Below are 12,637 nucleotides of genomic sequence, written 5' to 3'. Positions count from 1 at the left end.
TGTAATCGGAATTACCAGAAATACCATCTGTAACAGTTTCTTTTTTATAATCGTGTTATAAATGATGCGATGTGATTACTCTACAATATCCAGCTCCTTGCTGAAGGAGTTTAGAATCTCGCATCCATCCTCAGTAATCAGCACCAGATCCTCGATTCTCACGCCAACTTCGCCTTCTACATAAATACCTGGTTCGATGGAGAAGATATTGCCAACCTCAGCGACCTTGGTGTTCGCAGAAGAAACATCGCCGTACTCATGTACTTCTAGACCGATGAAATGTCCCAGCCGATGGGTAAAGTTCGGACCATATCCGGCATCCTCGATGATCTGGCGGGCAGCTTTATCGACTTCGCAGAGCGGAACGCCCGGTTTCAGAATTGCTTCTGCGGCAGCATTTGCGCGGCGGACGGTCTCATAAATAGCGCGGTGCTTCTCAGACGGTACTTTTTTATAGAAGAAAGTACGTGTCATATCGGCACAATAGCCATCCTTCCTGCATCCAACATCAAACAGGACGGTGTCGCCCTCTTTCAGAACCGTGTTGTCCGGACCGTGGTGTCCAAGCGCACAGTTTGCACCGAAGCCAACCAGTGGTTCAAAGGAATATCCGTCTGCACCGAGACTCTTATAAATATCTAACATCTTGGAAGCGATCTCTTCCTCAGTCACGCCCTCATGGATCAGACCTCGGAACTGTGCCATCGCCTTATCATTGATTGCGGAAACCGCACGCATTTTTTCACGTTCTTCGTCATCCTTGCACGCACGGACTTCATCGATGCAGATGGAGCTGACCTTGTAGGAGGAAGCGCCCGAATGATCGATGACCGGAATCAGGAAACGGGCAGCAAATGTTTTATCAATACCGAGCGGTTTGCCTGCCTCAACACAGTCGCACAGAGGAGTCAGGTAATCGTCTGTATCCGAGAAGCGAAATTTCTCTACGCCCAGATCTTCCGGAACGGTAAAGAGGTTATTGATAAAGATCTTATTCTTGCCGGACTGGTTAATGTAAAGTGCCAGCAGACGTTCACCCGGATCAATAAAACGACCCGTCAGATAATAGATCGCATAAGGATCGGAAATAATCATCTGCTCGAGTCCCTCTGTTTCCATTTTCTTCAAAACGTTCTCAAGTCGCTGTGTGTTCATCATGATGTCCTCCTTATAAGTAAAGTGGCTGTAACTGTGAAGATGCCAGACAGTTTACGCCGTAAATTATCTACCCTTATTATAAAACGCGCCGGGAAAAAGTCAACGATTAAAAGAACGCTTGAAAAGCGCATGGAAAGGGGGTAGAATAGTATCAACTGACCAGCCTTCGAAAAATGAAAGGACTTTTATTTTTAAGATACGAAAGGATGAAAAACATGGCGAAATCCTATGAAATGGATATGTGCAATGGTCCGATTCTCGGAAAGGTACTTACATACTCCATTCCGCTGATGCTTTCCGGTGTGCTTCAGCTTCTTTTCAATGCGGCAGATGTGATCGTGGTGGGGCGTTTTGCAGGCAGCCAGTCTCTGGCTGCAGTCGGCTCGACCAGTTCCCTTATTAATCTTCTCATTAACGTCTTTATCGGTCTGTCGATCGGTGCGAACGTCCTGGTGGCACGCTATTATGGCGCGAAGAATGACCGCGACATGAGCGAGACAATCCATACGGCGATCACGGTCAGCCTGATGAGCGGGCTGTTTCTAGTCTTTTTGGGTTTGTTTACCTCACGTTTCTGGCTGGAACTGATGGGGACGCCGGACGATGTCATCGATAAATCGACGATCTACATGCGGATTTATTTTGCCGGTATGCCGGCAACGATGGTGTACAATTTCGGAAGTGCAATCCTGCGCGCGATCGGCGATACGAAACGCCCGCTGTATTTCCTGACCGTGGCAGGTGTTATCAATGCGGCATTGAACGTATTCTTTGTTACCCAGCTCCAGATGGATGTAGCGGGTGTCGCGCTGGCAACCGTGATTTCCCAGTGTATTTCCGCATTTCTGGTTATCCGCTGCCTGATGCGTTCAGATGGCGCGATGAAGCTGTCGCTTTCCAAGCTGGGAGTCAACCGGAGGAAACTTCTTCTTATTATAAAGGTAGGTCTTCCGGCTGGTATTCAGGGGGCGATTTTTGCGATCTCCAACGTACTGATTCAGTCGTCCGTCAATTCCTTCGGTTCGATCGCGATGGCAGGCAACACGGCATCGCAGAATATCGAGGGATTTGTGTATACCTCGATGAATGCGCTGTACCAGACCAATTTAAGCTTTACGAGCCAGAATATCGGAGCAGAGAAATACACGCGGATCAAAAAGATTCTTGCCACCTGCCAGGGCGTCGTTGTGACAGTAGGACTGGTGCTTGGATTTGCAGCATACCTCGGCGGTCCGTGGCTGTTGCAGATATATTCAGAAGACGCCGACGTTATTTTCTATGGACTGCTCCGGATGTCGATCATCTGTACGACGTATTTCCTGTGCGGCGTGATGGATACGATGGTCGGAAGCATCCGCGGACTTGGGTATTCGATCCTGCCGACGCTTGTCTCTCTGACCGGCGCCTGCGGACTGCGAGTGATTTGGATCTTTACCATATTTGCAGCGCAGCGGTCGCTGGCGATCCTGTATCTGTCGTACCCAATCTCCTGGGCGGTCACTGCGACGGCACATATGATCTGCTTCTGGCGGGCGGCGAAGAAGATGCCGAAGGAAGATGGCCATCCGGTGCGGGGATAGAATTTGAAAAACATAAACAGAACGTCATTAAAAAATAATTCGATTGATAATCTGATTGGTGTAAAGAAAAAATACTTGACACCAATTAGATTATCGTGTATGATAACACAGGTGATGAGGAATGGAAAAAATTGTTGAACAGGGTCTTTTGTATGATTTCTACGGAGAACTCCTGACAAAGCATCAGCAAAGTGTATATAAGGATGTGGTATTTAACGATCTGTCCCTCAGCGAGATTGCAGACGAACAGGGCATTACCCGTCAGGGTGTGCATGATCTGATCCGGCGCTGTGACCGTACACTTCTTGGTTATGAGGAAAAGCTTGGACTGATTGCCAAATTCCAGAAAACCAAGGAAAAAGTAACTGAGATTCATCGGTTGACGGAAGAATTCAGCCAGACACAGAATCAGGCGCTGATTGAGGCAATCGGGCGAATCTCAAACGAGATATTGGATTTATAATGCAGGAGGTTTTTGATGGCATTTGAAAGCTTGGCAGACAAACTGCAGAATGTGTTTAAAAACCTGACAGGCAAGGGACGACTCAGCGAGAGCGACGTAAAAGCCGGACTCAAAGAAGTCAAGATGGCCCTTCTGGAAGCGGATGTAAGCTTCAAGGTAGTAAAACAGTTTATCAATTCTGTACAGGAGCGGGCGATTGGAACCGATGTTTTAAATGGTCTGAATCCAGGACAGATGGTAATAAAGATTGTCAACGACGAGCTGGTCAAGCTGATGGGCTCCGAAATGACAGAGATTGCGTTAAAACCGGGCAATGAGATTACCGTCATCATGATGGCAGGTCTCCAGGGTGCTGGTAAGACGACCACGACGGCAAAGATTGCCGGAAAGCTCAAGGCAAAGGGAAGAAATCCATTGCTGGTAGCATGTGATGTCTACCGACCGGCGGCAATCGAACAGCTGCAGAAAAATGGTGAAAAACAGGGTGTTCCCGTATTTGCGATGGGAACGAACCACAAACCGGTCAATATCGCAAAGGCAGCGCTTGAGCACGCGGCGAAAAATGGCAACAATGTGGTTATCATCGATACAGCCGGTCGTCTCCACATCGATGAAGCGATGATGGATGAGCTGGTTGAGATCAAAGAGAATGTGGATGTTTATCAGACACTTCTCGTTGTAGATGCCATGACTGGTCAGGATGCAGTCAATGTAGCGAGCATGTTTAACGACAAAATCGGCATTGATGGTGTAGTTCTGACAAAGATGGATGGCGATACGCGAGGCGGTGCGGCTCTTTCTATCAAGGCGGTAACCGGAAAACCGATTCTCTATGTCGGTATGGGTGAGAAGCTTTCCGATTTGGAACAGTTTTACCCGGACCGTATGGCTTCCCGAATCTTAGGCATGGGCGATGTCCTTTCCATCATCGACAAAGCATCTGCTGTGATCGACGAGGAGAAGGCAAAAGAACTCGGTCGCAAGATTAAGAAGGCAGAATTTGATTACAACGACTTCCTCGATCAGATGAACCAGATCAAGAAAATGGGCGGTATGGCGAGCATCATGAGCATGATGCCGGGTATGGGACAGCTTAAAGGTCTGGATTTAGATGAGAATGAGAAGACGATGGGACGCGTGGAGGCGATCATCCTCTCGATGACAGCCGAAGAGCGGCGCAACCCGGATCTGATGAATCCGTCCCGCAAGAAACGAATCGCACAGGGCGCAGGCGTGGATATCGCAGAAGTCAACCGCCTGGTAAAACAGTTCGGAGATATGAAAAAGCTGATGAAACAGCTTCCGGGCATGGCAGGCGGCGGAAAACGCAAGGGTCTTGGCGGACTCGGCGGTATGCTTGGCAAGATGAAGCTGCCGTTTTAAACAAGTGTTAGTAGATGCAGTGTGCATTAGCTATATTTTATAATTCAAGGAAATAAGGAAAATTTCAGGAGGTAATTTAAAATGGTAAAGATGAGATTAAGAAGAATGGGTCAGAAGAAAGCTCCTTTCTATAGAATCGTTGTTGCAGATTCCAGATCCCCGAGAGATGGCAGATTCATCGAGGAGATCGGTATCTACGATCCGAACACAGAGCCGAGCACTCTGAAATTCGATGAGGAAGCTGCTAAGAAATGGTTAGCAACAGGCGCTCAGCCGACAGAGACTGTTGGTAAACTCTTAAAGATCGCTGGTATCCAGTAAATCAAGCATACTGACCTGTGAGGTGCAAAGGTATGAAAGAATTAGTAGAAGTTATCGCGAAAGCACTGGTTGAGAACCCGGACGAGGTAGTGGTTACAGAATCGGTCAAAGACGACGAGACTGTAATCGAGCTTTCCGTTGCACCGGCCGATATGGGTAAGGTAATTGGAAAACAGGGTCGTATCGCGAAAGCGATTCGCTCGGTTGTCAAGGCGGCTTCATCCAAGGAAGACAAGAAAGTTATTGTAGAGATTCAGTAATACAGACGAAGCTGAAAAGCCGGCTGCCTGAAAGGGTGTCCGGCTTTTTTATATCACAGGAAATTCAAGAGGATGCCAACGCAACCGCACCCCGGCGCGGGAATGCAAGGCACGTTCTATTTCATACAGGAGGATTATAGAATGGTTGATTATCTGAGAGTTGGTGTGATTACGTCCCCGCATGGCCTGCGCGGAGATGTGAAAGTATTTCCTACCACCGATGATGTGAATCGTTTTAAAAAAATTAAAAAAAAGCATATATCGACACTGGAAAAGAAAAAATGCCGGTGACCGTGGAACAGGTGCGTTTTTTCAAAAATATGGTCATTCTTAAATTTAAAGAGATGAATCGGATTGAGGATTGCGAGCCGTTCCGTAATAAGGATATTCTGATTACCCGCGATCAGGCGGTGAAACTGAATCCAGATGAGAATTTCATTGCCGATCTGATTGGTCTGAAAGTGCTGACGGACGAAGGCGAGGAGTTCGGTACGGTGAAAGATATCCTTCAGACAGCGGCTAACGACGTGTATGTGATCGAAGGACCTGAGGGCAAAGAATACCTATTCCCGTCCATCAAGGAATGCATCCTGAATGTCGATCTGGAGGCTGGCACCGTAACGGTTCATATCATGGACGGTCTGCTGGATCTGTAAATGGAATGAAAACCCTAAAATGAAAGTACCGTTGTGAAAGTGCTGTATAGATATAGGAGAAACGGATGAATTTTCATATTCTGACCCTGTTCCCGGAGATGGTAATGGGGGGACTGAACACAAGTATTACGGGGCGTGCGATTGACAAAGGGCTGATCTCGGTTGAGGCGGTCAATATCCGCGATTACTCGAAGGACAAACACCATCATGTAGACGATGCGCCCTATGGCGGCGGCGCCGGTATGGTGATGCAGCCGGAACCGATTTACGATGCATATGAAGATCTGGCGGCGCGCACCGGAAAACGTCCGCGCGTGATCTATCTGACTCCGCAGGGGCAGGTTTTCAACCAGAAAATCGCGGAAGAACTGGCGAAAGAAGAGGATCTGGTGTTCCTCTGCGGGCATTATGAGGGGATCGATGAGCGCGCATTAGAGCTGGTTGTGACCGACTATCTCTCGATCGGCGATTATGTCCTGACGGGCGGTGAGCTTCCGGCGATGGTTATGATCGACTGCATTTCCCGTCTGGTGCCTGGTGTGTTAAATAATGACGTATCCGCGGAATTTGAGTCATTTCACGACAATCTGCTGGAATATCCACAGTACACCCGCCCGGTTGTATTTATGGATAAGGCGGTCCCGGACGTACTTCTGACCGGGCATCACAAAAATATCGAGACCTGGCGCCGTCAGAAATCGATCGAACGGACGCTGGAACGCCGCCCGGATCTTTTAAAGGATGCGGTTCTGGATAAAAAAGAGAAGAAATATCTGGAAGAGCTGATTCGTCAGAAAGAGGAAAAAGAAACAAAAAAACTCTAAAAAAGAGAGCAGAAAGTCCTTGCAAATCAAGGATTTCTATGATAAAATCATATTCTGTGAAATAAAGAGATGTTCCGCTGTTACAGGAAGCACGTTTTTACGGGATAAAAGATCGTATTAAGAACATCAAAGATTTTAAAGGAGGTTCACAAAGATGAACGAGATTATTAAGAACATTGAAGCAGCTCAGTTAAAGGAAACCGTTCCGAGTTTCAACGTAGGCGATACAGTACGTGTATCTGCTAAGATCAAAGAGGGAAACCGCGAGAGAATTCAGGTTTTCGAGGGAACTGTTATTAAAAGACAGAACGGCGGCGTTCGCGAGACTTTCACTGTTAGAAAGAGCTCCAACGGTGTTGGTGTAGAGAAGACCTGGCCGTTACATTCTCCGTCTGTAGAGAACGTTGAAGTAGTAAGAAGAGGTAAAGTAAGAAGAGCAAAACTGAACTACCTGAGATCCAGAATCGGCAAGGCAGCGAAGGTAAAAGAGTTAGTAAAATAATTTCTGAAGCGGATGGGGCTGCTGTACAGGTCAGCCCGCTGTGTATCCGGATATGCGGTTATGTGTGTCCGGCGCGGCGGGAGGAGCTGTGCAGCAGCTTTTTTTCGTGTAATAGGAAATTCCTTGTGATTCCCTATTATAAAAAAGAATGTGTCCTGGCACATTCTCGCGCCGAGCGCGGTCGCTTGCGACATGAGCGATGATTCATGGGGAACGGATAGAGAGGGAGTGACATATGGAGCTGAAAGAGGATAAAAACCGCATCCGTCTGGTGGTTGGATGGATCGTGGATATCGCGGTGGTAATTTCGATCGCGTGGTTCGCCGTGTTTGCGATGGGGACGCAGATACGGGTGAGCGGTCAATCAATGGAACCGGTGTTGTCGCAGAACGAAAAGGTTCTGATGAACCGCCTGAGTTACCGCGTGATGCGCCCAAAGCGCTATGACATTATCGTATTTGAAAAAGAAACGGGAAATTACAATATAAAACGCGTCATTGGACTGCCAGGTGAGACGGTGCAGATCAAGGACGGTTATGTTTACATTAATAATGAAAAATTAGACGCCCCGAACGACTTGGGTAAGGCGGCTCTGGCTGGACTGGCGGAATATCCGATTAGTCTGGATAAAAACGAATATTTTCTGCTGGGTGACAACCGCTCCGGCAGTGAGGACAGCCGCTTTTCCAATGTGGGAAATGTGAAGTTCCGGCAGATCAAAGGAAAGGTCTGGCTGCGGATCCAGCCGGTTAGCCGGTTTGGGTTGATTTCGTCGAGATAGGTTCTAAGAAAGGAAGAAAATTTCATGCAGATACAATGGTACCCTGGACATATGACAAAGGCGAAAAGAGCCATGAAGGAAGATATCAAGCTGATCGATCTGGTGATTGAGCTGGTGGATGCGCGCGTGCCGCTCGGCAGCCGCAACCCGGATATTGATGAGCTTGCGAAGGGAAAGGGACGAATTGTCCTTTTAAATAAGGCAGATCTGGCGGACGACGGCTGTACAGAGCGCTGGATCGCATGGTTTAAGGAGCAGGGCATCCATGCACTCCGCATCAATGCGCGCAGCGGCATGGGAATGAAGCAGATCCAGCCGCTGGTGCAGGAGGCATGCAAGGAGAAAATTGAGCGTGACCGCCGCCGCGGTATCAAAAACCGCCCGGTGCGGACGATGGTAGTCGGCATTCCGAATGTCGGAAAATCGACCTTTATCAATTCCTTTTCCGGAAAAGCCTGCGCCAAGACTGGAAATAAACCGGGTGTTACCAAGGGAAACCAGTGGATCCGCTTAAATAAGACACTGGAACTTCTCGATACGCCGGGAATCCTCTGGCCGAAATTTGAAGATCCGAATGTGGGACTGTGCCTTGCATTTATCGGCTCGATCAACGATGAGATTCTGGATAAGGAAGAGCTGGCAGCCGAGCTGATCAAAAATATGTCCGGACGTTACGGAAAGCGCCTGGAAGAGCGGTATGGTGTGACGCTGGTTGAGAATACGGCTGGGGACGGCGAAGATACAAAAAAAGCCTGGGAAATTCTGCGTGAAATCGCAAGGGCACGTTCCTGTCTTTTAAAGGGCAGCGAGCTGGATACGAAAAAAGCGGCTGGCTTCCTATTAGATGACTTCCGCAGCGGCAAACTGGGGCGCGTGACGCTGGAAGTGCCGGAGGTATAGGAAAACATGAGAAAACTAACAGGAGAAAAACTGGAAGCAGAACTGGCGCGTCTCGAAGGAATGCGCGCCTATGAACATCAGTACGAAAGTGCAGGGATCGTCTGCGGCATTGATGAGGCGGGCAGAGGTCCATTAGCCGGTCCGGTGGTGGCGGCGGTCGCGGTACTTCCGAAAGACTGTACGATTCTGCGGCTGAACGATTCCAAAAAATTGTCGGAAAAATGCCGGGAAGAATTATTTCTGGAAATCAAAGAAAAGGCAGATGCCTACGGAATTGGAATTGTAAGCCCGGAGGTGATCGATTCCATCAATATTTTGCAGGCGACCTATGAAGCAATGCGTCAGGCAGTCGCACAGCTTCCGCAGGAGCCGGATATCTTTTTAAATGACGCGGTCATCATTCCGGGGATTTCGGAGGAAAAGCAGATTAAGATTATCAAGGGCGATGCAAAAAGTGTCTCGATCGCGGCAGCCAGTATCCTGGCAAAAGTGACGAGGGATCATATGATGATGGAGTACGATAAAATCTATCCGGAATACGGGTTTGCGAAGCATAAAGGATACGGAACTAAGATGCATAACGAGGCAATTTTAACCTATGGTCCATGCCCGATCCACCGGAGAACCTTTTTGAAGAAGCTGCTGGGCGAGGAAGCCGCGATGCAGGGGATGAAATAACAGAAAGGGAGCTGAATGGGAGAAAGAAACTTTCATCTTCATGGAAATTCATTCAACCGCCGTGCCATCGGAACTGAATATGAAATCCTGGCGTGTGAATATCTCACCCGGCACGGTTATCAGATTCTCTGCCGGAATTTCCGCTGTCGCCAGGGTGAGATTGATATTATCGCAAGAGATAGAGACTATCTGGTTTTTATCGAGGTCAAATACCGCCGCGATGAACACGAAGGCGATCCGGCGGAGGCAGTGGATGCCCGCAAGCAGGCGAGGATTCTTCGTACCGCCCGGTATTATATGACGCGTTATCATATTTCCGAGGACACGCCGTGCCGGTTTGATGTGGTGGCGGTGCTTGGCAGTAACGTGAGATTAATTCGGGACGCGTTCTGGTGCGGATAATTACAAATGAGAGAATTCAAAAACTGCACAACGAGATTTGAGCAAGAGACAGAAAAAGGATGTGACAATCATGGCGCTTACCTATATACAAAAAACAGTTCATCCGACACCAATTACCCTTCATGAGTCAAACGGAGTGGCTTATTTTACCTTTCCGCTCTTAGAGCAGACCAGGATGGTGCGCCACGCATTTTCTACCCGGCTTGGCGGAGCGAGCAAGGGGTATTTCAGTACGATGAACTTTTCGCTGACGCGCGGCGACAACCGGGACGATGTGCTTGAAAATTACCGGAAAATGGCGCGGATTCTGGGAACGGATGTGTCAAAGATGGTGATCAGCCATCAGACGCACACGACGAATATCCGTCTTGTTACGGAAGCGGACGCTGGAAAAGGAATCTGGCGGGAGCGCGATTATGAAAACATCGACGGACTTATCACAAATGTGCCGGGGCTGACGCTGGTCACATTTTTTGCGGACTGTGTACCATTATATTTTGTAGATCCGGTGCATCGTGCGATCGGACTGTCGCATTCCGGCTGGAAGGGAACCGTTCACCGGATGGGACAGAAAACGATCGAGGCGATGGGAGAGGCGTTCGGCACGAAGCCGGAGGATCTGCGCGTCTGCATCGGACCGAGCATCTGCCGGGACTGTTATGAGGTCAGTGAGGATGTGGCAGATGCATTTAAAGAAGAATTTGGAGCAGAAATCAGTCAGGATGATTCAACATCCTGTTATTCCTGGAATGGGAAATCGATTCTCATGAATAAGGGGAATGGCAAGTACCAGCTTGACCTCTGGGGCGCGAACCGCCTGGTGCTCCTGGATGCCGGAATTTTGCCGGAGCATCTGGCTGTGACGAATGTATGTACGAAATGCAATCCGGATCTTTTATATTCACACCGCGTGATGGGAGATAAGAGGGGGAATCTGGCGGCATTTTTATCGCTAAAGTAAGTATACAATCTGTCTGTCAAACAAGTGAATGAATGTTTTGCAGAAAAGAACAGCAGCATGATTGAAAATCGGTCGTTCAAGTCCGGTTTTGTCAATCATGCTGCTGCCGTTTTTTTCGCCGTTTCAGCGAAGATTCAGAAGAGCCCTACGATGCCTTATTTACCAGCCATCTTTTTTTCCTGTTCCTCAATCATCTTTTTGACCATATAGCCGCCGACGGAACCAGCCTGTGCGGAGGTCAGGTTACCATTGTAGCCCTCGCTTAACGGAACGCCAATCTCATTGGCAACCTCCATCTTAAAGCGGTTCATCGCTTCCTTGGCTTCCGGTACATTGGTTTTGTTCGTGTTGTTGGAACTAGACATAACAGACGCCTCCTTTTTGCGTGTGCCCCTTCAAACTTTCGTTTGTCCGGGTGTCTCTTTTTGTTACATTCTCAGTATGCGGATCTTAAAAGTGAAATACACTAGAAGGTTTTGTGCGAATTGACATTTTGGGGCAAAACTCCCACAATGTAGGGAAAAAAGTTAGTATTGATCCGATTTTATGCTTGTATATCAGTAAAACTCATACTATAATAGAACAGATGTAGTGTTAAAAAATACGCAAACTGTTTGGTGAATTTTACGGTTGCAGTTCAAAATACATTAATATTTCTAGTAAGATGGAGAAAAATCCATGCGGGTAATAGCAGGAAGTGCCAGAAGGCTTACTTTAAAGACGATCGAGGGAATGGATACGAGACCGACGACGGACCGTATCAAAGAAACTCTTTTTAATATGATTCAGAATGATATCTATGGATGCACATTTCTCGATTTATTCAGCGGAAGCGGGGCGATCGGGATCGAAGCTTTAAGCCGCGGGGCAAAAGAAGCTGTTTTTGTGGAGAAGAATCCGAAAGCGGCGGACTGCATCCGTGACAATCTGAAAGCGGCCCGCCTAGCTGATAAGGCGACGCTGTTAAACTGTGATATTTCGGATGCATTGAAACGGATAGAAAACCGGAAGAGTGCGTTTGATTTCATTTTTATGGATCCTCCGTACAACCATCTCTGGGAGAAAGAAGTGCTTACTTATCTGGCGCATTCGTCCCTGGCAGATGAACATACGATGATCATCACAGAGGCATCAAAAGAGACCGGGTGCAGCTACCTTTCAGAACTGGGATACCATCTCGAAAAAGAGAAGATATATAAGACGAATAAACATCTGTTTATCCGAAAAGCTTGAATACCAAAGGAGAAAAAAAGATGAAAACAGCCATTTATCCGGGCAGCTTTGATCCGGTGACGCTCGGACATTTTGATATTATAAAGCGATCCTCCGAAATTTTTGATCAGGTCATCGTGGGAGTTTTGTGTAATAACGCAAAATCTCCGTTGTTTTCTGTCGAAGAACGTGTTAAGATGTTAGAGGAAGTGACAAAAGACATTCCTAACGTGGAGGTGCAGTCGTTTGACGGACTTCTGGTCGATTTCATGCGCCAGAATCACGCAAAGGTCATCGTGCGTGGTCTGCGTGCGATCACGGATTTCGAATATGAGCTGCAGCTCGCGCAGATGAACCGGGTGATTGCACCCGAAATAGATACCCTGTTTCTGACAACGAACCTTAAATACGCGTATTTAAGTTCCAGTATGGCAAAAGAGGTTGCGATGTACGGCGGAGACATTTCCGAATTTCTTGATCCGGTCATTGCAAAACAAGTACAGGAGAAATACCAGGCGCTTCAGGAAGACAGGGAATGTAAGTAAGGAGAAAAGCT

The 12,637-nt window shown here is 47.9% G+C and carries 18 protein-coding genes; 16 read left to right on the top strand and 2 right to left on the bottom strand.

Going from position 1 to position 12,637, the window contains the following annotated elements; all coding sequences use genetic code 11:
- Positions 1-75: 75 nt before the first annotated feature.
- Positions 76-1,155 (bottom strand): M24 family metallopeptidase, encoded by a 1,080-nt coding sequence (locus tag DWX76_RS01610; RefSeq protein ID WP_118293514.1) that lies wholly within the window; start codon positions 1,153-1,155, stop codon positions 76-78.
- A 218-nt stretch (positions 1,156-1,373) separates the two neighbouring features.
- Between DWX76_RS01610 and DWX76_RS01605 the strand changes: the two genes are divergently transcribed.
- From DWX76_RS01605 to pgeF, 14 genes are all read left to right on the top strand, one after another.
- Positions 1,374-2,738, top strand: coding sequence for an MATE family efflux transporter (locus DWX76_RS01605; RefSeq protein ID WP_118293567.1), 1,365 nt, complete (start codon positions 1,374-1,376; stop codon positions 2,736-2,738).
- Between the two features lie 121 nt (positions 2,739-2,859).
- On the top strand, positions 2,860-3,201 hold the full coding sequence (gene ylxM / locus DWX76_RS01600) for a YlxM family DNA-binding protein (RefSeq protein ID WP_106999921.1): 342 nt from the start codon (positions 2,860-2,862) through the stop codon (positions 3,199-3,201).
- A 15-nt stretch (positions 3,202-3,216) separates the two neighbouring features.
- Positions 3,217-4,584, top strand: coding sequence for a signal recognition particle protein (gene ffh / locus DWX76_RS01595; RefSeq protein WP_118293513.1), 1,368 nt, complete (start codon positions 3,217-3,219; stop codon positions 4,582-4,584).
- 81 nt (positions 4,585-4,665) lie between these two features.
- Positions 4,666-4,905, top strand: a complete 240-nt coding sequence (gene rpsP / locus DWX76_RS01590) for a 30S ribosomal protein S16 (RefSeq protein ID WP_106999919.1) — start codon at positions 4,666-4,668, stop codon at positions 4,903-4,905.
- Positions 4,906-4,937: 32 nt separating this feature from the next.
- Complete coding sequence (locus DWX76_RS01585) at positions 4,938-5,165, top strand: KH domain-containing protein (RefSeq protein WP_022360235.1); 228 nt, start codon at positions 4,938-4,940, stop codon at positions 5,163-5,165.
- A 141-nt stretch (positions 5,166-5,306) separates the two neighbouring features.
- Positions 5,307-5,456 (top strand): hypothetical protein, encoded by a 150-nt coding sequence (locus tag DWX76_RS14735; RefSeq protein ID WP_412693950.1) that lies wholly within the window; start codon positions 5,307-5,309, stop codon positions 5,454-5,456.
- Positions 5,447-5,821, top strand: coding sequence for a ribosome maturation factor RimM (gene rimM, locus DWX76_RS01580; RefSeq protein ID WP_412693949.1), 375 nt, complete (start codon positions 5,447-5,449; stop codon positions 5,819-5,821). Before DWX76_RS14735 ends, rimM begins: the two co-directional genes overlap by 10 nt.
- Before the next feature lie 65 nt (positions 5,822-5,886).
- A complete protein-coding gene (gene trmD / locus DWX76_RS01575; RefSeq protein WP_022360233.1) occupies positions 5,887-6,645 on the top strand; it encodes a tRNA (guanosine(37)-N1)-methyltransferase TrmD in 759 nt (252 codons plus the stop codon).
- Between the two features lie 154 nt (positions 6,646-6,799).
- On the top strand, positions 6,800-7,147 hold the full coding sequence (gene rplS / locus DWX76_RS01570; RefSeq protein ID WP_022360232.1) for a 50S ribosomal protein L19: 348 nt from the start codon (positions 6,800-6,802) through the stop codon (positions 7,145-7,147).
- A gap of 235 nt (positions 7,148-7,382) precedes the next feature.
- Positions 7,383-7,928 carry a signal peptidase I gene (gene lepB / locus DWX76_RS01565; protein WP_118293512.1) on the top strand — a complete coding sequence of 182 codons (546 nt, stop codon included), beginning with the start codon at positions 7,383-7,385 and terminating at the stop codon, positions 7,926-7,928.
- Positions 7,929-7,952: 24 nt separating this feature from the next.
- Positions 7,953-8,828, top strand: coding sequence for a ribosome biogenesis GTPase YlqF (ylqF, locus tag DWX76_RS01560; protein WP_118293511.1), 876 nt, complete (start codon positions 7,953-7,955; stop codon positions 8,826-8,828).
- Between the two features lie 6 nt (positions 8,829-8,834).
- Complete coding sequence (locus tag DWX76_RS01555; RefSeq protein WP_118293510.1) at positions 8,835-9,506, top strand: ribonuclease HII; 672 nt, start codon at positions 8,835-8,837, stop codon at positions 9,504-9,506.
- A gap of 15 nt (positions 9,507-9,521) precedes the next feature.
- On the top strand, positions 9,522-9,908 hold the full coding sequence (locus DWX76_RS01550; RefSeq protein WP_118293509.1) for a YraN family protein: 387 nt from the start codon (positions 9,522-9,524) through the stop codon (positions 9,906-9,908).
- Between the two features lie 70 nt (positions 9,909-9,978).
- The gene (pgeF, locus tag DWX76_RS01545; protein WP_118570004.1) at positions 9,979-10,869 is read left to right on the top strand and encodes a peptidoglycan editing factor PgeF; all 891 of its coding nucleotides are present in this window, start codon (positions 9,979-9,981) and stop codon (positions 10,867-10,869) included.
- A 155-nt stretch (positions 10,870-11,024) separates the two neighbouring features.
- On the opposite strand, the gene DWX76_RS01540 is transcribed toward pgeF, so the two are convergent.
- Positions 11,025-11,234, bottom strand: coding sequence for an alpha/beta-type small acid-soluble spore protein (locus tag DWX76_RS01540; RefSeq protein ID WP_022358773.1), 210 nt, complete (start codon positions 11,232-11,234; stop codon positions 11,025-11,027).
- Between the two features lie 313 nt (positions 11,235-11,547).
- Here DWX76_RS01540 and rsmD point away from each other — a divergent pair, with 313 nt between their 5' ends.
- Positions 11,548-12,102 carry a 16S rRNA (guanine(966)-N(2))-methyltransferase RsmD gene (rsmD, locus tag DWX76_RS01535; protein ID WP_022358774.1) on the top strand — a complete coding sequence of 185 codons (555 nt, stop codon included), beginning with the start codon at positions 11,548-11,550 and terminating at the stop codon, positions 12,100-12,102.
- A gap of 20 nt (positions 12,103-12,122) precedes the next feature.
- On the top strand, positions 12,123-12,626 hold the full coding sequence (gene coaD / locus DWX76_RS01530) for a pantetheine-phosphate adenylyltransferase (RefSeq protein WP_022358775.1): 504 nt from the start codon (positions 12,123-12,125) through the stop codon (positions 12,624-12,626).
- Positions 12,627-12,637: the final 11 nt, after the last annotated feature.

Origin of the sequence: Clostridium sp. AF21-20LB (assembly GCF_003478795.1) — a bacterium.
Classification (GTDB): Bacteria; Bacillota; Clostridia; order Lachnospirales; family Lachnospiraceae; genus Otoolea; species Otoolea fessa.
This window is presented reverse-complemented; position numbering and strand designations above follow the sequence as displayed.

What these genes read in the sequence shown, in the direction of transcription:
- trmD (WP_022360233.1), top strand. Translation starts at nt 5,887, where the DNA reads ATGAATTTTCATATTCTGACCCTGTTCCCGGAGATGGTAATGGGGGGA.
- DWX76_RS14735 (WP_412693950.1), top strand. Translation starts at nt 5,307, where the DNA reads ATGGTTGATTATCTGAGAGTTGGTGTGATTACGTCCCCGCATGGCCTG.
- DWX76_RS01550 (WP_118293509.1), top strand. Translation starts at nt 9,522, where the DNA reads ATGGGAGAAAGAAACTTTCATCTTCATGGAAATTCATTCAACCGCCGT.
- rsmD (WP_022358774.1), top strand. Translation starts at nt 11,548, where the DNA reads ATGCGGGTAATAGCAGGAAGTGCCAGAAGGCTTACTTTAAAGACGATC.
- rimM (WP_412693949.1), top strand. Translation starts at nt 5,447, where the DNA reads ATGCCGGTGACCGTGGAACAGGTGCGTTTTTTCAAAAATATGGTCATT.
- ffh (WP_118293513.1), top strand. Translation starts at nt 3,217, where the DNA reads ATGGCATTTGAAAGCTTGGCAGACAAACTGCAGAATGTGTTTAAAAAC.
- coaD (WP_022358775.1), top strand. Translation starts at nt 12,123, where the DNA reads ATGAAAACAGCCATTTATCCGGGCAGCTTTGATCCGGTGACGCTCGGA.
- DWX76_RS01610 (WP_118293514.1), bottom strand. Translation starts at nt 1,155, where the DNA reads ATGAACACACAGCGACTTGAGAACGTTTTGAAGAAAATGGAAACAGAG.
- DWX76_RS01540 (WP_022358773.1), bottom strand. Translation starts at nt 11,234, where the DNA reads ATGTCTAGTTCCAACAACACGAACAAAACCAATGTACCGGAAGCCAAG.
- DWX76_RS01605 (WP_118293567.1), top strand. Translation starts at nt 1,374, where the DNA reads ATGGCGAAATCCTATGAAATGGATATGTGCAATGGTCCGATTCTCGGA.
- ylqF (WP_118293511.1), top strand. Translation starts at nt 7,953, where the DNA reads ATGCAGATACAATGGTACCCTGGACATATGACAAAGGCGAAAAGAGCC.
- ylxM (WP_106999921.1), top strand. Translation starts at nt 2,860, where the DNA reads ATGGAAAAAATTGTTGAACAGGGTCTTTTGTATGATTTCTACGGAGAA.
- rplS (WP_022360232.1), top strand. Translation starts at nt 6,800, where the DNA reads ATGAACGAGATTATTAAGAACATTGAAGCAGCTCAGTTAAAGGAAACC.
- DWX76_RS01585 (WP_022360235.1), top strand. Translation starts at nt 4,938, where the DNA reads ATGAAAGAATTAGTAGAAGTTATCGCGAAAGCACTGGTTGAGAACCCG.
- lepB (WP_118293512.1), top strand. Translation starts at nt 7,383, where the DNA reads ATGGAGCTGAAAGAGGATAAAAACCGCATCCGTCTGGTGGTTGGATGG.
- pgeF (WP_118570004.1), top strand. Translation starts at nt 9,979, where the DNA reads ATGGCGCTTACCTATATACAAAAAACAGTTCATCCGACACCAATTACC.
- DWX76_RS01555 (WP_118293510.1), top strand. Translation starts at nt 8,835, where the DNA reads ATGAGAAAACTAACAGGAGAAAAACTGGAAGCAGAACTGGCGCGTCTC.
- rpsP (WP_106999919.1), top strand. Translation starts at nt 4,666, where the DNA reads ATGGTAAAGATGAGATTAAGAAGAATGGGTCAGAAGAAAGCTCCTTTC.